This window comes from Desulfobacterales bacterium (assembly GCA_034520365.1).
GTDB lineage: Bacteria > Desulfobacterota > Desulfobacteria > Desulfobacterales > Desulfosalsimonadaceae > M55B175.
This window is the reverse complement of sequence record JAXHNP010000006.1, coordinates 1290960-1311494: the sequence shown is the minus strand read 5'-3', so window position 1 is coordinate 1311494 and position 20535 is coordinate 1290960. Positions and strand designations below refer to the sequence as shown.

The 20535-nt window shown below is 50.5% G+C and carries 28 protein-coding genes; 5 read left to right on the top strand and 23 right to left on the bottom strand.

Annotated elements, in window-relative coordinates; genetic code table 11:
* Positions 1-2: 2 nt before the first annotated feature.
* The 3 genes from U5L07_13890 (at position 3) to U5L07_13880 (ending at position 2507) form a co-directional block, all read left to right on the top strand.
* Positions 3-773, top strand: a complete 771-nt coding sequence (locus U5L07_13890) for an ATP-binding cassette domain-containing protein (protein MDZ7832841.1) — start codon at positions 3-5, stop codon at positions 771-773.
* 94 nt (positions 774-867) lie between these two features.
* Positions 868-1860 (top strand): MlaD family protein, encoded by a 993-nt coding sequence (locus tag U5L07_13885; GenBank protein MDZ7832840.1) that lies wholly within the window; start codon positions 868-870, stop codon positions 1858-1860.
* 5 nt (positions 1861-1865) lie between these two features.
* The gene (locus tag U5L07_13880) at positions 1866-2507 is read left to right on the top strand and encodes an ABC-type transport auxiliary lipoprotein family protein (GenBank protein MDZ7832839.1); all 642 of its coding nucleotides are present in this window, start codon (positions 1866-1868) and stop codon (positions 2505-2507) included.
* Positions 2508-2533: 26 nt separating this feature from the next.
* Here U5L07_13880 and U5L07_13875 read toward each other — a convergent pair whose 3' ends face one another.
* From U5L07_13875 to U5L07_13850, 6 genes are all read right to left on the bottom strand, one after another.
* Entirely contained in the window at positions 2534-3421 is an 888-nt protein-coding gene (locus U5L07_13875) for an amidohydrolase family protein (GenBank protein MDZ7832838.1), read from the bottom strand.
* 154 nt (positions 3422-3575) lie between these two features.
* On the bottom strand, positions 3576-4007 hold the full coding sequence (locus tag U5L07_13870) for a hotdog fold thioesterase (protein MDZ7832837.1): 432 nt from the start codon (positions 4005-4007) through the stop codon (positions 3576-3578).
* Between the two features lie 112 nt (positions 4008-4119).
* The gene (locus tag U5L07_13865; GenBank protein ID MDZ7832836.1) at positions 4120-4929 is read right to left on the bottom strand and encodes a DUF169 domain-containing protein; all 810 of its coding nucleotides are present in this window, start codon (positions 4927-4929) and stop codon (positions 4120-4122) included.
* Positions 4926-5321, bottom strand: coding sequence for a carbonic anhydrase (locus U5L07_13860; protein ID MDZ7832835.1), 396 nt, complete (start codon positions 5319-5321; stop codon positions 4926-4928). The genes U5L07_13865 and U5L07_13860 overlap by 4 nt, the downstream gene beginning before the upstream one ends.
* Positions 5322-5330: 9 nt before the next feature.
* Positions 5331-5852 carry a hypothetical protein gene (locus tag U5L07_13855; protein ID MDZ7832834.1) on the bottom strand — a complete coding sequence of 174 codons (522 nt, stop codon included), beginning with the start codon at positions 5850-5852 and terminating at the stop codon, positions 5331-5333.
* A gap of 161 nt (positions 5853-6013) precedes the next feature.
* Positions 6014-7717 carry an NAD-binding protein gene (locus U5L07_13850; protein ID MDZ7832833.1) on the bottom strand — a complete coding sequence of 568 codons (1704 nt, stop codon included), beginning with the start codon at positions 7715-7717 and terminating at the stop codon, positions 6014-6016.
* Between the two features lie 482 nt (positions 7718-8199).
* On the opposite strand from U5L07_13850, the gene U5L07_13845 reads away from it, so the two are divergent.
* Both U5L07_13845 and U5L07_13840 read left to right on the top strand, forming a co-directional pair.
* The gene (locus tag U5L07_13845; protein ID MDZ7832832.1) at positions 8200-8682 is read left to right on the top strand and encodes a TrkA C-terminal domain-containing protein; all 483 of its coding nucleotides are present in this window, start codon (positions 8200-8202) and stop codon (positions 8680-8682) included.
* A gap of 8 nt (positions 8683-8690) precedes the next feature.
* Positions 8691-9854, top strand: a complete 1164-nt coding sequence (locus U5L07_13840; protein MDZ7832831.1) for a cation:proton antiporter — start codon at positions 8691-8693, stop codon at positions 9852-9854.
* A gap of 151 nt (positions 9855-10005) precedes the next feature.
* Here U5L07_13840 and U5L07_13835 read toward each other — a convergent pair whose 3' ends face one another.
* From U5L07_13835 to U5L07_13755, 17 genes are all read right to left on the bottom strand, one after another.
* Positions 10006-10323 carry a HigA family addiction module antitoxin gene (locus U5L07_13835; GenBank protein ID MDZ7832830.1) on the bottom strand — a complete coding sequence of 106 codons (318 nt, stop codon included), beginning with the start codon at positions 10321-10323 and terminating at the stop codon, positions 10006-10008.
* An 8-nt stretch (positions 10324-10331) separates the two neighbouring features.
* On the bottom strand, positions 10332-10649 hold the full coding sequence (locus U5L07_13830; protein ID MDZ7832829.1) for a type II toxin-antitoxin system RelE/ParE family toxin: 318 nt from the start codon (positions 10647-10649) through the stop codon (positions 10332-10334).
* Between the two features lie 482 nt (positions 10650-11131).
* Positions 11132-11338: a DUF2283 domain-containing protein gene (locus tag U5L07_13825; protein ID MDZ7832828.1), complete on the bottom strand. Its 207-nt coding sequence runs from the start codon at positions 11336-11338 to the stop codon at positions 11132-11134.
* A gap of 375 nt (positions 11339-11713) precedes the next feature.
* Positions 11714-11941 (bottom strand): CopG family transcriptional regulator, encoded by a 228-nt coding sequence (locus tag U5L07_13820; protein MDZ7832827.1) that lies wholly within the window; start codon positions 11939-11941, stop codon positions 11714-11716.
* A complete protein-coding gene (locus tag U5L07_13815; GenBank protein MDZ7832826.1) occupies positions 11916-12206 on the bottom strand; it encodes a BrnT family toxin in 291 nt (96 codons plus the stop codon). The genes U5L07_13820 and U5L07_13815 overlap by 26 nt, the downstream gene beginning before the upstream one ends.
* 134 nt (positions 12207-12340) lie before the next feature.
* Positions 12341-12559, bottom strand: coding sequence for a hypothetical protein (locus U5L07_13810; GenBank protein ID MDZ7832825.1), 219 nt, complete (start codon positions 12557-12559; stop codon positions 12341-12343).
* On the bottom strand, positions 12525-12881 hold the full coding sequence (locus U5L07_13805) for a hypothetical protein (protein MDZ7832824.1): 357 nt from the start codon (positions 12879-12881) through the stop codon (positions 12525-12527). Before U5L07_13805 ends, U5L07_13810 begins: the two co-directional genes overlap by 35 nt.
* A 113-nt stretch (positions 12882-12994) precedes the next feature.
* A complete protein-coding gene (locus tag U5L07_13800) occupies positions 12995-13270 on the bottom strand; it encodes a helix-turn-helix transcriptional regulator (GenBank protein ID MDZ7832823.1) in 276 nt (91 codons plus the stop codon).
* A 100-nt stretch (positions 13271-13370) separates the two neighbouring features.
* Entirely contained in the window at positions 13371-13589 is a 219-nt protein-coding gene (locus U5L07_13795) for a type II toxin-antitoxin system Phd/YefM family antitoxin (GenBank protein MDZ7832822.1), read from the bottom strand.
* A gap of 290 nt (positions 13590-13879) precedes the next feature.
* The gene (locus U5L07_13790) at positions 13880-14242 is read right to left on the bottom strand and encodes a HigA family addiction module antitoxin (protein ID MDZ7832821.1); all 363 of its coding nucleotides are present in this window, start codon (positions 14240-14242) and stop codon (positions 13880-13882) included.
* Positions 14208-14501 (bottom strand): type II toxin-antitoxin system RelE/ParE family toxin, encoded by a 294-nt coding sequence (locus U5L07_13785; GenBank protein MDZ7832820.1) that lies wholly within the window; start codon positions 14499-14501, stop codon positions 14208-14210. Before U5L07_13785 ends, U5L07_13790 begins: the two co-directional genes overlap by 35 nt.
* 365 nt (positions 14502-14866) lie before the next feature.
* On the bottom strand, positions 14867-15313 hold the full coding sequence (locus U5L07_13780) for a DUF3592 domain-containing protein (GenBank protein MDZ7832819.1): 447 nt from the start codon (positions 15311-15313) through the stop codon (positions 14867-14869).
* Positions 15314-15474: 161 nt separating this feature from the next.
* Entirely contained in the window at positions 15475-15729 is a 255-nt protein-coding gene (locus U5L07_13775; GenBank protein MDZ7832818.1) for a BrnA antitoxin family protein, read from the bottom strand.
* Entirely contained in the window at positions 15713-15979 is a 267-nt protein-coding gene (locus U5L07_13770; protein ID MDZ7832817.1) for a BrnT family toxin, read from the bottom strand. Before U5L07_13770 ends, U5L07_13775 begins: the two co-directional genes overlap by 17 nt.
* Positions 15980-16381: 402 nt before the next feature.
* Positions 16382-18769 (bottom strand): DEAD/DEAH box helicase family protein, encoded by a 2388-nt coding sequence (locus U5L07_13765; protein MDZ7832816.1) that lies wholly within the window; start codon positions 18767-18769, stop codon positions 16382-16384.
* Positions 18766-20004 (bottom strand): restriction endonuclease subunit S, encoded by a 1239-nt coding sequence (locus tag U5L07_13760; GenBank protein MDZ7832815.1) that lies wholly within the window; start codon positions 20002-20004, stop codon positions 18766-18768. The genes U5L07_13765 and U5L07_13760 overlap by 4 nt, the downstream gene beginning before the upstream one ends.
* Positions 20001-20510, bottom strand: coding sequence for an N-6 DNA methylase (locus tag U5L07_13755; GenBank protein MDZ7832814.1), 510 nt, complete (start codon positions 20508-20510; stop codon positions 20001-20003). The genes U5L07_13760 and U5L07_13755 overlap by 4 nt, the downstream gene beginning before the upstream one ends.
* Between the last annotated feature and the right edge of the window lie 25 nt (positions 20511-20535).

The window sequence follows — 20535 nt, the reverse complement described above, 5'->3', positions numbered from 1 at the left end:
AGATGCCGAATACGCCTGTCATCCAAGTCAAACATCTGAGCGTCAGCTATAATGACGATCTGATCCTGGACAATATAAGTTTTTCCGTGCCAGCGGGTGAAATTTTTATGATTGTAGGCGGCAGCGGCAGCGGAAAAAGCACCCTCATGCGGCAGATGATCGGCCTGGAGATGCCGCAGAAGGGCCATGTATTTATCGAAAACATCGATATCACCCAGTGTTCGGATGATGCCTTTTATAACGCGTTAAAAAAATTCGGGGTCCTGTTTCAAAGCAGCGCCCTTATAGGCTCCATGACAATCGGCGAAAATGTGGCCCTGCCCATTACCGAGTTCACGGATCTGCCCAGGGCGGTAATCGCCAACATGGTCCGCATGAAACTCTCCCTTGTCGGCCTGGAATGCTATGTGGATCATCTGCCCACCGAAATCAGCGGCGGCATGCGCAAGCGTGCCGGACTTGCCCGGGCCATGGCCTTAAACCCAAAAATCCTTTTTCTGGATGAGCCTTCCGCCGGCCTGGACCCCATAACCGCGGCGGAAATAGACGAGTTGATCCGGCATATCAACCAGTCGCTTGGCACCACCATGATCATTATCACCCATGAACTGGACAGCATTTTTAACCTGGGCCACCGGCTGATCATGCTTGATAAGTCAGCCAAAGGGATTGTTGCAGATGGTATGCCGAATGAATTAAAAAACAACAGCCCGAACCCTATGGTCAGAAAGTTTTTTAACCGCCGGGCAGAACAGTTCCAGAGCATTACATAATGACATGGAGTTGCAATCCGCTGCAACATGTATTAAATAACACATGTATTAAATAACATATTATCTTTACATTTATATTCTTTGGAGCAGATACATGTCGTCCGTTCGGACACAATTTTCCGTGGGTCTTTTTGTCATCATCGGCATGGCGGTGGTCGTCATTTTTATTCTATGGCTCGGCATGGTCCAGTATTTTCAGGAAGGCCGAAAGTACGTCGCCTTTTTTGACGAATCGGTCCAGGGGCTGCAAAAGGACTCAGCCGTAAAATACCGGGGTGTGGACATCGGGAGGGTGGCGGATATCCGGGTGGCGCCGGACGGCAAACTTGTTCAGATCGTGCTGAACCTTCGCGAACCGTTGCGGGATAAAGAAAATCTGGTGGCGAAAATCAAATCAGTCGGCATCACCGGGATCATGTTCGTGGAAATGGAGCGGATTCGGCCCGGAGAGATTGTTCCCATGCCCCAACTGGATTTCGAACCCGACCATCCGGTAATTCCCACCAAACCGTCAGAAATGCAGCAGCTGTTTACGGATCTCTATGAAATCATGAATGAGATCAAACAGGTGGACTTCCAAAAGATTGCCAATGACGTCTCCATCACCCTGGAAAATGTCAATCAGACCCTGACCGACGCCCAGGTTCAAAAGATCTCTTCAAAAATCCAGGAAACCCTGACGGCCGCAGAAGCGCTGATGGCCCCGGAAAAATGGGAGCCGATCCGCGAAAATATCCGGCAGGCCTCAAAAAATATGAACCAGCTGATCAATAAGACGGATCGGTCGGTTACGCAGGTGGGTCAGGCCATGACCGCTCACAACAAAGAGATTGCCGTTGCCATTGACGAGTTTCAAACTGCGGCAAACGATGCATCCACGATGCTCGCCGCCGGCACGAAGCTTATCAACACCACCGACCGGCAGGCCATCCAGTTCCAGCAGCAGCTCAATATCACCCTGCGCCACCTGGAATCCGTGAGCCAGAATTTAAACCGGCTGATCAATGAGCTCATCAATCAGCCATCCAGACTCATATTCAGCCCGCCGCCGCAGCCGGCCAAAGCGCTGGACGGAAAAGGGGAATAGCCATCATGCAAAATTGGAATCATCGCCACGTATATGCCATACTCATCGTTTTCTTGCTGACCCTGACCGGCTGCTTCGGCAACCAGGGCCCGAGCCAGCCGATCAAATTTTATCAACTGGATTATCCGCCGCCGGCGGTATCGTTTAATAACACGCCCCTGCCCTTTGTGCTCCGCGTGGACCCGTTCCAGCCCTCCGGCCTCTATAATACGCAAAAGATCATTTATCAGGAAGACCAATACGCCGCCGCCCAATACGCCTATCACCAATGGATTTTACCGCCGGATCAGATGGTGCCAAGATTCCTGGTCCGGGATTTCAAGGCGGCTGACATGGTCCGGGCGGTCTTTTTCAATGGCGGGGAAGCCGCCACCCACCGCCTGGTGGGAAACCTGGAAGCCTTTTATGAGGATGACCGGCCGGCCCAATGGCAGGCAAAGGCAGCGGTTTCACTGACACTGATGGATATGGAAAAAAGAAATATTGCCGAACAGATCTGCTTTCAGAAAACCTATACGGTGGAAAAACCCTGCGATGAAAACACGCCGGCCGCATTTGTGGATGCCATAAGCAGGGCCATGGCCGAGATCTCGGAAATGGCCGTCACCGACATCTACCATGCCCTGCTGGATGCCCAAGGCCAGTGATAAAAGTCGATCCTTTTTCAGCAGAGCTATAAACAAATCCCGAAAAAATCCATCGCGTTTTTGCTTAATATGCCTTCCAGCCGGTCATAGGGTATATCCGCCGCCTTCAGCCGCTTGAGCTCCCGATCCCATGCATAGGGGATGTTGGGAAAATCCGTACCATACATCACCCGGTCAGCCCGGTAGTCATTTAGCTCAATGACCTCCTTAATGGGAAAATAATCCGCCAGCACCATGGTGGTATCCAGCCAGAGATTGTCGTATTTTTCGATTAACTGACGGTAGGCGGTGATTTCATCAAAGCCCAGATGGGGCACGCAGACATTTAAGTCCGGAAAATCCTGTAGCACCCGCTCCAGCTTATCCGCCCGACAGAGTTTATAGGGGTCGCAGGGATAGGCCGGGCTTTTGGGTTCCCGGCCCGCATGCATGACCACCGGTTTTTGATTGATGCGGCAGCACTCATAAAGGGGATTCATATATTCGGCGTTCATGTCATAACATTGCACGTGCGCATGCAGCTTCAATCCGCCAAGCCCTGCGTCAAATGCTTCCTGCAGGATCTCTTCGGCATAATCTTCGCCCGGAAAGACCGTCGCCATGCCTGTCACCTGATTCGGATGCTGGCTGCACTTTCCCGCCATGTAATGGTTTAATTGCCTCGAGATCCCCGGCTTATGCGCATACTGAAGCGCCACAATATGGGAGACCCCGCGGGATAACAAAAATTCGAACACCTGGCCTGTTCTCAATTGATAGCGGATGGACCACCCGTGCTTTTCAAACCACTGCCAGACGGCTGAAAAAATACCTTCGGGAAACACGTGTACATGCGCATCAATAACCGGCGGGAGGCCGGCAGGCACGAAAGACTCTTCCTTATCGTTGATATAGGGCAGCTTGGTATGCAGCATGAAAAAAAACTATTGCAGCACCTGGTCTAATACCTGCTGCAGCTTTTCCATTGAATACGGTTTGGTGATCATCCCTATCGCTTACGCGCTTCGGAATGACAGCAGCAGAAGGTATTGGGATTAATTAGAAAAAAAGTGGCATTGAACGAGACCGTCAAATTTTGGTATCCGGCACAAACCATTCCTTTTTACGATATACCAGGTCCTGGCTCTTTGCCACGAGCTCGCCGGTTTGCGCATTTCGGATACTGATATCATAAAGGGCGGTCGGGCCGGCCGCGGCCTGTTCCACAGCTTCGGCCACCAAATGATCCCCGGCCCCAGTGGCCTTTAAAAAATTAATCCCCACATTTAAGGCCACGGCCGTCTGGCCGCGGGAATTGCTGGCGGCGGCAAAGGCCATATCCCCCAGCGCAAAAATTACCCCGCCGTGCGTCGCCCCGTGAAAATTGAGCATATTCTCCGTTATGGTAAGGCTCACCCGGCTGTGCCCGGGCTTTACAATTTCCACCTCAGCCCCTAAAAACCGGGCAAACGGATCCTTCCGGATATATTCGGCTATCCTTTGATCCCTGTCCCTGCTCATTGAAATAATTCCTCACTCAATGTCATTAACTTAAGATTCCATCAACCCCTTCTCCTTCCGGGAGAAGGCCAGGATGAGGGTAAAAATGCCTTAAGTTAATGGCAGTCATCCCTCACTTCTTCTCGATGGTGCCGCCGGCCCGGGAAATCGCCGCTTTTTCAAAATCCGCCTGAAACCCCGGGGAATAATTCATATACTGGGGGATCGGGTATCGAAGCCCCGCGGCATGCGTTTGCTCCAGCCCTTCCACCAGAACATCCAGCTTTTCACCCGGGCAGGAAAACATCACCTCATGATCCTGGGCCCCGCCCCACACGCGATCGCCGTTTCCCAGGGTGACATACTGCGGCTGGTTGGTCCGGATCGTTTTAATCACGCCTTCGTGGCAGGAGCCCACCCGGCCGGCAGCGGCAAATTCGAGGACGCCGCCTTCCATATACAAATATCCCTGGACAAATCGCATGGCCTGGGCCGGCAGGCAGTATATCAATACACTGTCCGGCACAATTTTGGTCCGGGTAAGCGGGGAAATGATAAGTCCTGCAAATTTGTTTTCAAAGGTATAAAGCATCTCCTCAAATTTGTTCGCGGTTAACCCGTCCTTTGCGTAAAGGCCCACGCTGAAGGCTTCCGCCCATTCCTTATCTTCGCCGGTCAGCTCATCCCAGCCGTATACCCCGCGGGCAAGCTTGCAGTTAATATCCGCCTCAGTAACGGCAATGGTCCAGCCATAGCAGCGCGCCATCTTAAAATTCTGGCACAAAAAATTCTGAATCCCTAAGTCCCGGGACGGCCGCTTATATTTGGACGCAATTTCGGTTTCTGATTGAATCATTTTAACGGCCAGGGGAAAGGTGGCCGGCCGGATCAGGGCTTCGATCCGCTCGCCGTATTTTCTGTATCGATCCAGTTCCGTTGTCATTTATGCTCCCTCTGGCTATCGCCGAATTCATGGACCACCCAGTCCTGATCCACCCACAACCCGATTACTGCAACATTTGCATATAACCGGCCAATCCGCGTGACCGCCGCTTCAATGTGCTTTAGCTGCTTCTCTTTGGGGGCGGGATTGCCGGCACAGTCATGATGGCCCACGATGGCAATACCCACGGATTGATGCTTTTCAACCGAAATTTGCAGCCGATCAAGAATGGACTGCACCTGGGCCGAATTCTGATCTTCCGCGAGCACGCGGTTCGGCCCGGGCTCCGTGATACTATCCACATAATCCGCTTTAAATCTGTCCTGCAGATAGCTAATGACCGGCACCTGCACGCGCCCGTCCATGCAATTAATCACTGTACAGAAACTCATATGGCATCCTTAAAATTCACTTTTGGAGCGGTAAGTTTTGGCGAAAAAAGTGGATTGCCAGAACTGCCGGCTGACAAGAAAGCCTGGATTGCTGATCACAAAATCCGGCAGGATATGGTACCACCGGTATCCCCTGGACCGGAAATAGCTGCGGCACTGCGGCTTGCACCCGAGTTCATCGGCCGCCGCCAAAACCGCATCCCGCTGGCACCGGGATTTAATAAACGGCCTTAAAATGCGGGGGTCAAATCCGTGTTTAACCAGGCTGTCCTTTACCCGCTTGTAGCTCTGAAAGCGGGAGCGGGCGTCAAGCTGGGAAAGAATCGGCAGGCTGATCAGAAACGCGGAAATCGCCATGTTAAGAACCGCACCTGCGGCAGATTCCGCCTGAAACCACAGCAAGCCCGGGACAAACGCCGCCAGCACGGCAAGCTCCATTATGGTCATCACGTGCAGCAGCAGTCCGGCCTTTATATAGGCGGGAACCAATCGGCTTGTGCGCGCATATCTGTTTATCTGGTTATTCGGCATAATGGATCGTCATCATTCCGGCAAAAAATCAGTCCAAGGCGCTTATGTTGCGCTCGTCAAACACCTCAAGGTAGCCGAATCTTTTGTGTGAATCAATTCATTTAAAATTCTGCAACGCTCAACTTGGATAACCAACGTTGCAAAAATAGCGGAACCCCGGATCAGCCGCAGAACCGGGATATAAACGCATCGCGCTGCTCGGTGCTTCCGACCATAAGGAGTTCGCTGCTTGGCTCGAGCACGGCATCCGTGGGCGGATTCGTAATGATCTGCTCGTCTTTCTGGATCGCGATCACGGTCAGTCCGATCTCGGAGCCGATACGGGCTTCCCCCAGGCGCTTGCCTGCCAGGGTTTTGGGAACTTTAACGACAAACAGGTCAATTCCTTCCCCTATGACGATCAATTCCCGTTCCTGCAAATAGGAAAGCACGGATTCCGCCCCGATGGAGTCGTAGCTCAGGACGAAATCCGCGCCGGCCCGGTGGATGGCTTCGAGATTTCGTTCATGGGTAATGCGGCTGACAATGCGAAGATCGGGATTCAGCCGCCGGCAGTATACGGTCAGGTAGATATTCATGGCATCGTCGTTGGTCGTAATGACAACCGATGGGGCCTCTGCCAGACCCGCACGCATAAGGACACTACGGTCTGCGGCATCCCCGATGAACAACTCGCTGGCAATGGCCGCGGTCCGCTCCCTGAGCGCTTCATCGCGCTCGACCACATGAAAGGCGATTCCCTTTTGCTTCAGGGCCCGCGCAACCGCATATCCGACGTTGCCGCAGCCGATGATGAGCACCGGATTGTAATTGACATTGTAAATCACCAGGAAAGATTCGACTTCGGCGATCTGCTCGGAGGTCCCCACAATCACCGGCACGCTCAATTCCGACAGCATGGTATCCGGCTTGGCCGGCAACAGGCGTCCGCGCTCCCAGATCCCCACCACACTGACACCGGTTATTTGCCGAAGATTCGTTTCCCGGATTATGCGCCCCGCCAAAGGGGTGTTCTGTACCGGAAACTCGGCAATGAGCAGGTCCTTGAAAGTGCCGATCACATGCACTGTGGCGTGCTGCGCCGTGACGCGGTACGCCAGGTGCTCGCCCAGCATTTGTTTCAGCGGCAGCACGTGGGTCGCTCCGGCCAGTTCCAGAAGATCCACGGAATCGACATTTTCGGCAATAGCGACAATCGGGACCTTCGCCGTTAGCTCCCGCACCGTCAGCGTGATATTTGTATTGGCGGCATCTTCCCCATTGGCAAGCACCATCCGCGCATCGGTGACGCGGACCGCCTTATAGGTCGTCTGATTGTCAATCTCCCCGGTAATAACGGGGAGCCCGTCTTCGTAAAGGCTTACCGCCTCTGTGGCATCCGGTTCGAGAACGAAAAAAGGGATACCGAGGGCCTTAAGCTTTCTGATGAGAACCCGCACCACGGTATCGTATCGGCAGATGATTACGTGCCCGGCGGTATTGCCGGGAACCGCGCGGGGCACCCGATGGCGGAGCTGGGCCTCCAGCCAGGGCGCGTAGAAATACCGGATAAAGGCAAACGGGAGCACAATCAAAAGGAGAACGATCCCGGACATCAGCACCACAATGCTGAAGGCGCGTCCGATATCGCTGTGAAAAGTAATGTCGCCGAAGCCCAGCGTGCTCATTACGGTAAGCGCCCAGTAAATACCCGTAACAAACGAATGTTCCTCTTTTTCAACGGCGATCATGATCCATTGAAAAACAACCGCGTAAATAAGGACCACCGCGATGAGAAAGACCACATACTTGAGTAGTGCCTTCAGATTCCTGCGGGTCTGCTGCTGGCTGAGAAGTTCAGATAGCTGACTACCCAAAAATTTCATTATATACGCCAATCTCCCATTTAATGGCCCCTAATTTTGGGTTATATTATCATTTCCGGGGTGGGGATGCAAATTTTTGATTAATGTTTGATTAATGTTTTCACGGTAAATTTGTTCTATCTATTTTTCAGGCGGGCACGGTGGCCCGCCCTACGAATGGGGAAAAACCCGATCCATCGTAGGGTCGGCCACCGTGCCGACCTTACATGCGAACAACCCCATGGTTATGGGGTTGTTCGCCAGAACAAATTCACCGTGTTAATGTTTTTGCTTCTATTGAAGGCATAAAAAAACTTATTGCCGGGGATTCAACGGCCTAATAATATGCTTGACAGCCGATTCAAGGTTTGCCAATCCCGGTTCAACTTAACTTTTCAAAAAATATTGAAGTTTGGGGCGGGAAACCATATGAAAGAATCCTGGAAACCGTCCGGCCCTTGACGGCCGCAAAGACAACAAAATGCAAAAGGGGGACAGCCTATATGCAGATCAAGACAACCGACCTGCCGGGGATCGGCAAACGCTATTCCTTCAAAACCGCCGAGGACGAGCAGATAACTGTTGTCCTGCACCACAACGGCAGCCGGGAGATCTATCACTTCGCAAAGGACGAGGAGGAGGACCCGGATTTCACAGTTACGCTCACAGACGAAGAGGCCCGCCAGCTCGGCACCATCCTGCTGGGGGTCGACTATCAGCCGGTAACAGATGACAGGGTCGAGCTGTTTTTAAAGTCAGTGCGCCTGGAATGGCTCCGGGTGACCCCTGAGAGCTGCCTTGCCAATCAGAAGATCATTGACACCCGGATCAGAACCCGGACCGGAACGACCATTGTCGGCATCCAGCGCGGTGAAAAAATGATCGGCAGCCCGGATGTAAACGAGCTTATCCTGCCCGGAGACGTGCTTATGGTCATAGGAAACCGCGAACAGACCAAAAATCTCGACCAGCTCTGCAAAGGTTAGGATCAACCGTGGAAAACATCCCTTTCCTGCTGTTTGCGGGCCTCATTCTGTGCGCGTTTTTTCTGGTAAGCTTTACCTCGCAGCGGCTCAGGCTTCCCTCGGTTCTGATCTACATCGTACTCGGGACGGCTGTATCGTCTTTTTTCCACGATATAGAGGCCATCCACACGGTTGCCGAGGTGGGCATCGTGCTTCTGTTTTTCATCCTGGGCCTGGAATTTCCCCTGGCCAGGATGATCAGTATCTCCAAAAAAATCTGGCCCGCCGGTCTGCTGGACGTGGCGCTGAACCTGGGCGGCGCCATGGCGGTTTCCCTGATTTTCGGCCTGAACTTTATTTCCGCATTTATTATCGGATCAGTGGCTTATGCCACCAGCTCGTCGATTACAGCCAAGATGCTTGAAGAAAAAAAGCGGCTGGCAAGCCCGGAGGCCGAGTTTATCCTTGCGCTGCTGATATTTGAAGACCTGGTGGCGCCGGTGCTGGTGTCCTTTATCGCCGGCGTAAATGCCGGCGAGTCGCTTTCCCCGGCGTTTACGGGGGTGCTGGCCGCAAAAATCCTTTTACTGGTTGCAGGCGCGATTATCATCGGCCATTACGGGTTCAGGCGGCTCAACCAGTTTATTTCCAGGTACATACAGCATGATTTCATGCCCCTTCTGACCGTGGGAGTGGCGCTTGCCTATGCCGGCCTGGCCATTTCCCTGGGACTTTCGGAAATACTGGGGGCGTTTCTGGCAGGGGTCATGCTCTCGGAGACCGGCCGGTCCTCGGAACTGGAACATCTCATTCTGCCCGTAAGGGATTTGACCCTGCCCTTTTTCTTCTTCTGGTTCGGAACCACCATCTATTTCGGCGAGGGAGTTCCCTACGCTCCCATGATGGCGGTGATTGTGATATGGGCGATCGCCGGCAAAATTATTACCGCCTATGCGGGAAGCCGCCTGTTCGGACTGAGGCCAAAGTCTTCGGTGCGGGCCGGTTTTTCCATGGTGCAGAGAGGCGAATTTTCCGCCATCATCGCCAGCATGGCCGTTCCGGAATTACGGGTTTTCAGCGGCATCTACATTGTCGTCACCGCCTTTATCGGCGTATACCTGTTCGGCCGGGCCCCTTCCATTGCCGCTTGGCATGAAAAACGGCGCAAAAAGCGGACTCCTTCCCCCAAATAAAGATGCCGCCGGGCAGGTTTTCGAGAACAGTCCTGAAACGCAGTTCGCTTTCCCGCTGATAGAGATCAACCCAAAGGTTGATGCTCAATTCCCCTCGGCTTGTCAAAATTCCGCCGGCCCTGGCTGTCGCCTGGGCTGACTGGTTATAACCTTAGTGAATATTTGTTGCTTCCCGCTGAAGTGCAATTACTTCATTATTAAGTCGTTTTCCTATCAAGTCTTCTGTGGTTTCCAGATCGTAACGATTCTGGAGATTCAGCCAAAATTGAGGAGTCATGCCAAAAAAACGGCCTAGGCGAAGTGCGGTATCGGCAGTAATGGATCGTTTCTCATGCACTATTTCATTTATACGCCGGGGGGAAACGCTTATATCTTTGGCCAAGCGATACTGGCTGATTCCCATGGGAGCCAAAAAATCTTCCATCAGAATCTTGCCGGGATGAATGGGCGGTAATTTTTTACTTTGCATATAATCTCCTAATGATAATCTGTTATTTCAACTTCATACGCAGAGCCATTGCGCCATTTAAAACAAATCCGCCATTGATCGTTTATGCGTATGCTGTGCTGCCCTTTCCGGTTGCCTCTTAATGCCTCTAACCTATTACCCGGAGGCACTCGTAAATCATTTAAATCCACTGCAGCATCAAGTATTACAAGCTTTTTGCGTGCTATGCCCTGAATATTTTTGGGCAATTTCGCTGAAAATTGCCTGTTAAATATTTTCTCAGCTTCTTTGTCCCGGAAAGATTGAATCATATAATAAATATTAACGCTCCACGATAATAACGTCAAGCGTTAAATCCGGAAATGCAATTCGATGAATGTTTCAGTTGTATGGGTTATAACGCTGCGGTTCACAGGCCGCGGGGGATGAGCGGTCCTCTGTGAAACCGCATGTTATGGGCCATTTGGTACCACTCGGATGCATTGATATCATCCAAATATTTTGATTCAACAGTCAATTCTTTTCACGGTAGATTGGATCCGGGGGGCGGATCAGGCTGAAAATTTCAATTTGGTTATCTGTTTGACTCCAGTGGAAATTGTATCGGGATCGAAATCGCTATCGGGATCGGGATCGAAACATTTCGATTTCGATAGCGATCCCGATCCCGATTTGGATCAACCATTCCCATCATTTTTCTGACTCGCTGATTCCTTCGCACTGGAGTAAATCGGATAACCGGAAATTTCAATACAAGTATTGCTGAAACTCCACAAAGACCTCGCGGATGTTATCCGGCGGCCCGAGTTCGGCCACCGCATCGCCGACACTATGCTGTTTGACGGGACATTTCTTGGTAGGAGAATTCCCAAAGCCCAGCATTGTCTTTTGCATGTTCAATCGTCATGCTGACAATGTTGCCCTTTTCATCAATGTCTATATAGATATTTTCGCTTATCTCTTTTGTCTCCTGGACCGCCTTTTCTGTAAATTCTATGTGAGCTGTATCGGTGTCGGAAAAATATTTCACTTTCATGTCTCATTCCTCCTTAAAGGAGCTATCAAAAAATGCATTATGCACTGTTTTGCCATCATCAAGCAAAATAACCCGCAAATATTTTCCAGCTTCTGTTATTCTGGCCCATTTTCTGATCCTACCATCGGATTGCACTTCAATTTTTGCGGGTTTCTCAATAACTGCCTTAATCCTCTATTGATCCAATCCTCCTTAATCTGAGCGCGATCCGGACGTTTTTTTGTGTAATCAAAATATTGGGTTGTTTTCATTTGTCAAAATCCAATCAGATTATTGGTGCCGAACGCCCAGCATAACCGGCCGGGAAACAGCAGCAAAGCGAAGCAGAGCTGCTGTTTCCCGGTCCGTGTTGATGCTGTGGTTATGGATTCGCAGTTATTGATGGGCAGTATATTCATCCAGAAGCCTGCGAATCATTTTTTGATATTGCGTATTATATTTTTTTGCTTCTTTCTTAAAAAAGTCCACACTCGTTTTGCTTAGCGTAATTGTAACCTTGACGGTTTCATCCTTTAAAGCGAGTTCTTCCGGGGATGGAAGAAAGTCAGAGACGACCTTAACTTTTCCCATTGGTTCGTCAGTGTATTTGATTTTCTCTTTCATAGATTTTCTTTCCTTTCCGCCAATATCCGGCACCGATTATTCTGATTTTGTTCTTTCGGTATGTAAACCGAACCGTCATTATCCCGTCGGAGACCTTGCCAAGACAGTAAAACCGTTTTTCATTTTCACTGTGCTCAAGGTCTTCAAGGATAACACGTTCAGTGTCCAAAAAAGCAAGCTGTGCCAGGGCGAAAGAAACTCCATGTTTTCCCTGGTTCTGCCTGTCTTTTTTGGAATCCCAATCAAAATCAGATCGTTTACTCATAAAATTATAATAGATAAGGAAAGAAAATGTGTCAATATAAAAATATGGTTTTTTATATGGCTTTTTTGGTCCATAACGCCGCTAATCAGCCGCGCGGTTTTTTGCGTCGGCTGAATTAGGCTCGTTATGCTGTTTTACTGATGAGCCACTGGACGAAGCTCGTAAATACGTCCATATTTTGTTGCTGATTTTAAATCTCCGTTACGAAGCGCATCCCGCACATCATCCAATTTATAAGCATCCTCTACGCTAAGATAAGGGGACCACCCGGTCTCGTCTTCCATCAGTTCAACCTCCACTTCAGCAACATATTGCCCTTCATGGATATACTTGATTTTTTTCCGACGTTTCATCTTTTGCCTCTCCGTAAAAAATTTTCATCCCAGCGTTCCGGATCTGGCCTGTAGGCAGTGACCAGAACAGCGGGTTTATCAAACCCTTTTGGAATACCCCATACAACATGGACAGGATTTCCTGACCGGTCCTGCTGCAAAACCAAAATACATGGTCCTTTGGGGTACTGGGGATATTCTTCAACATTGTCCCGTTTGCTACACCTTCAACGATTTCTCGGATTGACAAGTTATCTTCAGCCAATTCATCATATCCATGCTCCGATATCAAAACCTCGTCAGCCTTGATAAGGCCGTATATCTGGTTGAAAAGATCACTCACCTCATTTTCTCCGAATTAATCATTTTAAGCAACCGCTGCATAACGTAGCCTTCACCGGCAGGAACGAAGCGCAGCGGAGTTCCTGTCCGAGTGCAAGGCATGGTTCGCTGCATTTAAGCGACTTTCAGATGAAGCTTTTTACCAAGTGCTCTTGCGTAATTTTCAAGCGTCGAAAGCTTGATATCTTCCGCGTGATTCTCAATTCTTGAAATGGCTGATTTTTTTGTATGTAATTTTTCAGCAAATTGTTCTTGCGTTAATCCTGCCTCTTCGCGGGCCTGTTTAAGCATCACTCCTATCTTAAATTGTTCGTATCCTGTATCAAAGCCCTCTGCAAATCCTGGGTCACGCACTTTTCTTTTATTTATATATTTTTGAAGATCGCTCATTTTATTTTTCTCCTGAAATATTCATTTTTCCGATGTTCAGCTTTTTTGATATCTGCCTTGGGTGTTTGCGGAACACCGGTCAGAGTGCAGCAGGAAAGTTCTACCTTTCCCTTCCTTCTCGAATATTATCCACTATTTCTTGAGTGGTAATTTTTGCATTAATAGAAGGCACATCCAAGGGGGAAGAAGCGATTTTTTCCGGAACCAATGCGAAGGTCCTGCCGTCTTTCCTTCGTATTAGCACTTTTCCTGAGTTTTCCGCTTGGTCAAGAATCATGGCCAGCTTTTGCCGTGCTTCAGAATATGTATAAATTTGCATTTTATACCTCCAGGGTTTCGACGTTGAGATTTTGGGCAGATGCCATAAGCTTTCGGTCCAATGTCAATAAGGGAGACCTGTACCTGATCGCACAATCCAAAAAATAAGCATCGTATGCATAAATATTCGCCTGTTTGGATAATTTTAAAACCGCAACAAAATTCGGATCTATATAACGAATGGGAATGCCTTTAAAAAAAGAAATAATTTGTCAAGCTAAATGAGGTAGAACGCATTTCTCATCTGCAGGTGGGAGCGGCAGCGGAACAACTGTAAGGTGGAGAAAATGGTTATGCAGAAGAATGCTGATCTCTGAGAATTGGTTTCAGGCGATAAATCTGATTTGCTTCAGGACTGTTCATTGCATGCCAAAGATCCCAATCCTGTTGCAAGCCCAGCCAGAAATCTGCGGACATACCCAAAACACGGGAAAGCCGCAAGGCCGTATCCGGAGTTACCGAACGTCTGCCTTTAACAATTTCGTTAAGACGAGGGTAAGAAACGCCCAGGCAACGAGCGAGTTCTGCTTGTGTAAGCCCCAGCGGCTTGATGAATTCCTCGAAAAGCATCTCCCCGGGATGTGTCGGCGGACGATTTCGAGGCAACCGCCTCCCAATATCAATGGTAATCTGTGATTTCGATCTCGTAGGCATGGCCTTCCTCCCATATAAAACAAATTCTATATTGTTGATTAATGCGGATACTGTATTGATTCTCCCGGTCGCCTTTCAAACGTTCCAACCGATTTCCGGGAGGCACTTTAAGTTCATCGATCACCCGAACTCTGTTGATTTGATCCAATTTCCGACGCGCAACCGGCCAAATAGATTGAGGGCAGCATCTTCGAGCTGCTTGCGATGCCACACCATCAAAAATATCCCCGGTGCCAACGGACTTAAAGGTTATTATCATGGGTCATATTATAATGGGGTCCATTATAGATGTCAAGCGATTTGCACCGTATGCATAATGCTGGAAGCCAGGAGCAGCCAAGGCTTTCCCTGACTTGATTAGAATTATTTGATGTTCAATTCCCCTCGATTGGTCAAACAGGGCAAATTTGTTCTGTCTTTTCTTAGGCAGGCACGGTGGCCTGCCCTACGGCCACATGCGTCGTAGAGTCGGCCACCGTGCCGACTAATTGTCCGTTAACAGGACCGTGGTTATGGGTTTTGCGGTTAGAACAAATTAGCCGTGATTTGTCAAAAGGCCGCCGGCCCTGGCTGGCACCTGGGCTGACTGGTTGGGCAGTAAATCCCGAAGGTATATGCCGACTATCATGATCGTGCCGAAACCGCGATGAAGAAACGAACTCCTCCGAGCAGCACAAAAGGCAGACCAGCGAGAACAAACAGCGTTGCCTTGGCCCAAAGCCGAAGGAAGGAGGCTACGATTGGTGGGCGTCGATCAAGTGGGTCGTAGCGAACAGATATGCTTTCACCAACGTCGTAAAGTTCTCCTCCTGCGCCAACCTTGCTTGTGAAGCGCTGCGTATGACCAGCCTGGTCCGTAAACTCCACAACTGGGTAGTACAGCAGCGCTGGAGCCTTTCGCGGTGCCGATTCATAGCCGGATTCATAATCAACGACGACACCCTGAACCGCCTTTGTGCCAGCCACTAAATCTCTAGAGGCTGTCCATGCATTCACAGCATAGTACCAAGGCACCAGCCCGATAACTAAAAGAATCAGAGGAGGTAGAATGCGGCGGTTTTTTTCGTTCATCGATAATCCTGTTGCCCAACGACTTGCGTTACCAGCCGGAAGGGTGCACCGAAAAAGTGAAAAAAATAAATTTGTGAAGAACCAGACAACATTAGCGCTATGATGGACCGCCCCTTCCGGTCTGGTGCGCAAAGGTTCGCCACAGCCCCGATACTTAGTTTTTACTGGGATGAGCGTATCTCCTCCCGTACAACACGGCGAAGAACCTCTTCAAGGGGTTGGCCTTCATGCTCGATGTGCTTTCTAAGAGCGTCATTAAGCATTGACTGGTAGTTCCCCCCGCCTTGTTCCTCAACTTTGGAACGGAACCAATCGACAATGTCACGGTCAAGTCTGATAGTTATCCGAACCTTATTCCCCTCTTGAGGGAGGACGGCACCACGCTTGCCTTTGCTAAAATCATATTTCGCTTTCATATTGCTCCACCTCACTACGCACGGCTTTACGTGCTGAAATAATGCGAATATTATCGCCACGCCATGTGTAGACCACCACTAAAATGCGGCCAAAAGCATCCATTCCTATGGTGATATAACGCTGTTCATTTGAGCCATTATCATCAAGAGTTACAGCGTTTGGATCATCAAAAACCGCGAAAGTGTCGGCAAAATTAATACCGTGTTTTAATGAGTTTTTCTTGGCTTTTGATTTATCCCATTCAAACATAGCAGTTTATATGTAAGCACAATTGTATGTACATGTCAAGTTTTTTGAAGGCGAACGCTGCGGTTCACAGGCCGCGGGGGATGCGCGGTCCTTTGTGAAACCGCATGTTATGGGCCATTTGGTACCACTCGGATGCATTGATATCATCCAAATATTTTGATTCAACAGTCAATTCTTTTCACGGTAGATTGGATCCGGGGGGCGGACCAGGCTAAAAATTTCAATTTGGTTACCTGTTTGACTCCAGTGGAAATTGTATCGGGATCGAAATCGCTATCGGGATCGGGATCGAAACATTTCGATTTCGATAGCGATCCCGATCCCGATTTGGATCAACCATTCCCATCATTTTTCTGACTCGCTGATTCCTTCGCACTGGAGTAAATCGGATAACCGGAAATTTCAATACAAGTATTGCTGAAACTCCACAAAGACCTCGCGGATGTTATCCGGCGGCCCGAGTTCGGCCACCGCATCGCCGACGCTATTGTATTTGAGTTCAATCAATTGCGGCAGCTTGGCGGTATCGAGCTCTTCTACCCCGCGCGCCACATAGTGGCCCAGGACAAAGTTCAAAAATTCCTGCTGCCGGTAATCGCGGCCCTTGAAAATTTCCGCCCGGCGGGTTTCCACGCGCTCGGCCCGGGTAACCGGGGGCAGGGCAAATGCAATATAGGCCAAAACATCATAGAGGTCCGAGTTTTCGGCCTCGATGAGTTTTCCGATCTCACGGAGCTGCTCCGTGCCGTAGCCTTTTTCCGCCAGCCCGTCGAGCAGGGCCTTGCGGGTATCCGGCCGGCTCCACAGGGCGCGCAGCTCGTCTTCGTCTTTAAACAGCTCTGGCAGATCGCCGAATAGCTGCTCGATAAACTGGGCGGCGGACATGGGCTTGCCGTCCGGGCTCCAGAAGGTGGTGGCGGATATATGCTGGATGGTGCGCTCCTTGCCGTCTGCCAGCTTCACCTTTACCTTTCGGTTTTTCCCGCAGATGCAGGGGCGCTTGCCGCATACCGGGCAGGGCTCGGGCGGCTCTTTTTCGCAGATGCACGGAATCTGGCCGCATACCTGGCAGGGCTCGCGGGGCTCCTTTGTGCAGGTGCAGGGGATGTTTCCGCAGCGCGGGCACGGCTCGGGCGGCAGCGGCTCGCCGTCCCACTCCGGATCGCTGAAGTGCTCATAGGCTTTCACAAAATCATAGATGGTGAAATAGTCTTTTCCCTCGAACAGCCGGGTACCGCGGCCGATGATCTGCTTGAACTCGATCATGGTATTGACCGGCCGCATGAGCACGATGTTTCGCACATTCCGGGCATCCACGCCGGTGGAGAGCTTCTGCGAGGTGGTGAGAATGGTGGGGATGGTCTTTTCATTGTCCCGGAACATGGCAAGAAACCGGTCGCCCTCCTTGCCATCATTGGCGGTCACCCGCACGCAGTAGCAGGGATCGCGGCTGGCCTTGAACTGGTTGATCAGATCGCGCACCGCCAGGGCGTGCGCCTGGGTGGCGCAGAACACCAGGGTCTTTTCCCGGGGATCGATCTGGTCCATAAAAAGGCGCACCCGGTAGCCTTCGCGCTCGCGGATCTCGATCACGCGGTTAAAGTCATCCTCGGTATAGCGCCGGCCCGACTCGATTTCGCCTTCGATCACCTGGTCATCCGGGGTATAGACATAGTCATCCAGGGTGGTGGCGATCTGCTTGACCTTAAACGGGGTTAAAAAGCCGTCATTGATGCCGTCTTTTAAGGAATAGACATACACCGGCTCGCCAAAGTAGGCATAGGTGTCCACATTGTGCTGCCGCTTGGGCGTGGCGGTCAGGCCAAGCTGGACCGCCGGGCTGAAATATTCGAGGATGCCGCGCCAGTTGCTCTCGTCATTGGCCCCGCCCCGGTGGCATTCGTCAATCACGATAAAGTCGAAAAAATCCGCCGGATAATCCCCGAAACTGGGCGAAGGAAGGCCGTCCGCATCCCGGCCGGTCATAAAGGTCTGGAAAATGGTAAAAAAGATATTGCCGTTTTTGGGCACCCGGCCTTTTTTGCGGATGATCTCCGGGTCAATGCGCACCAGCGCATCCTCGGCAAAGGCCGAAAAATCGTTGAATGCCTGGTCGGCCAGGTTATTGCGGTCCGCCAGAAACAGCACCCGCGGCCGGCGGCCGGGCGCACCGGATTTCCTTGCCGCCAGGCTCCACCGGGCGTGAAACAGTTTCCACGCGATCTGAAAGGCGATGGCGGTTTTGCCGGTGCCCGTAGCCAGGGTCAGCAGGATGCGGTCTTGGCCTGCGGCAATGGCTTCCAGGACCTTGTTGATGGCATTGTGCTGGTAATACCGCGCCTGCCAGAAGCCGCCCCGGTCCTCGAACGGCACCTGACCGAACCGCTCCCGCCAGAGATTTGACCCGGCAAAGGTTTCCGCCCAGAGCTCATCCGGCGTGGGATAGGCATCCAGATAGCCTTCCGCGCCGGTGTGCATGTCTACCCGGTAAAGGCCGTCGCCGTTGGTGGCAAAGGCAAACCGCGCCTGCAAAAGCTCGGCATAACGCTTGGCCTGTGAAAGCCCCTCGGTGTCCGGCAGATCCCGGCGCTTGGCCTCGAGCACCGCCAGTTTCTGCCCCTGATACATCAGCACATAATCGGCAATATCCGGCCGGGCCCGCTTTCCCGCGCCCTGGAGCCGGCCCGGCGCAATCACCTCCCGCCGCACCCGGCTGCCGTCCAGCACGCCCCAGCCCGCGTCACGCAGGGCAGGGTCGATTAATTCGGCGCGGGTTTCGGCTTCGTTCATGCGGCTGCCTCTTTGCGCTTGTTATTCGGGTTTGCCGTCAGCTCCCCGGAAAATGCTTTTTGAAGCAGGGATTGTTTGAGTTCGGTCAGGGCGGTAAGTTTTTGTGTATAGATTTTGTCTAATGTTAATGTTTCCTGCTGAAGAGTTTCAATTTTATTAACAATATCTCTTTGTTTATTTTTCTCAGGCACTTGAATTGGCAGCCTTGACAGCACCGTCTGATTTAAACTGCTTATGTTTACACCGCCTCCGGATTTAATTAGCATATCCCTAACCATATCCGTCTTAAGATAATGAACAAGGAATGTAGGTTCAACAATGGATGAGATAAGTCGAATTCTGATTGTGAATCCAGAATGTGAAGTAGGCTCAGGAATATCACCAGCCAACATGCATCGCCCAATAAGGTTTTTGTTCCCATTCGACCTAACAGTTAAAATATCACCTTTTTGAAGCTTATAGGATTCACTTAACTTGCCGTCAATCTGAGCAATTTCAAGTTTATGCATTGGAACCCAATAGTTTGATTGAAAATTTTTTACCCCCACAATCTTAACATGTTCTCCTTTTGAATTTTTGGTAAAATTCAACCCATTCTTAAATTCAGCAATTTCACCAAGAGTGAGTTCAGTCCATCCATAATCGTGAGAGCGAAAAACAGAATTCAAATAATTCTCAAATAGCTCGCGGGCGTTGGCAAGGTTCTTTTCTGTGTTGACGACCGCCTTTTCGATTCCCGCGAAAGCTTCATCGAGAATGGCGACGATGCGTTTTTGTTCGTTAAGAGGTGGAAGCAAAACACAAATATTACTAATATCGCTCAACTTCAATGAAGGGTATTTATGGTCTTGAATAAGGTTTTGCGAACTTACTGTAAGAAGATAATAGAGTAAATAATAATCAAGGGCATATTCCGGATTAGCTTTGATTGTAGCAAGATGACTCGAAACATAAGAGTCGCAACCAAGAATGACCCTATGATTTAAAAACGTAGACGCACCACTCTTCGGAACGAGAATCGAGCCTTTAGAAATCAGACGCAGCTTGGTAGCGCCTTTATCATTTAATTTATCAGTGGAGTCATAAATTGACCCAAACCGAATTTTTCCAACATCAGAAGTCCGCACGAACGGATAAATTCCGTTCTGAAAAGATTCTTTTTTCTGGGGTGCAGAGTTACCAGCTCCTATGCTAGCTATTTCTCCGAGTTTTGCAGTTTTCCACTCATCCCTCATAACATCCCCCGAATCTCTTCCAGAATCTCCTCGCTCTCCTTATCCAGGGTCTGGATCTCGTTGATGATCACTTCGGGCTCACGCAGCGGCCGTTCTTCTGCCTTGTTGGGATTTTTTACTGACAAATCAAGCGTCTCCGGATCAATGTCATTCACATCCACGGTCCAGGATTGCCCGGAATCGGAAAAACCGGCCTGCAGTTCCACAAACTCCTTTAAGTCCTCGTCATTCAAGGGGTTGGTCTTGCCCAGGCTGCGGCCGGGGTCGAGCTGGTAGTACCAGATTTTGCGCGTGGGCGCTCCTTTTTCAAAAAACAGCACCACGGTTTTGACCCCTGCGCCCAGAAAGGTCCCGCCCGGACAGTCCAGCACCGTATGCAGGTTGCAGGCCTCCAGAAGCTCCCGGCGAAGCGCCCGGGAGGCATTGTCCGAGTTGGACAGGAAGGTGTTTTTGATCACCACTGCGGCCCGGCCGCCGCCCTTTAAATATTTCATAAAATGCTGCAAGAACAAAAAGGCGGTCTCGCCGGTT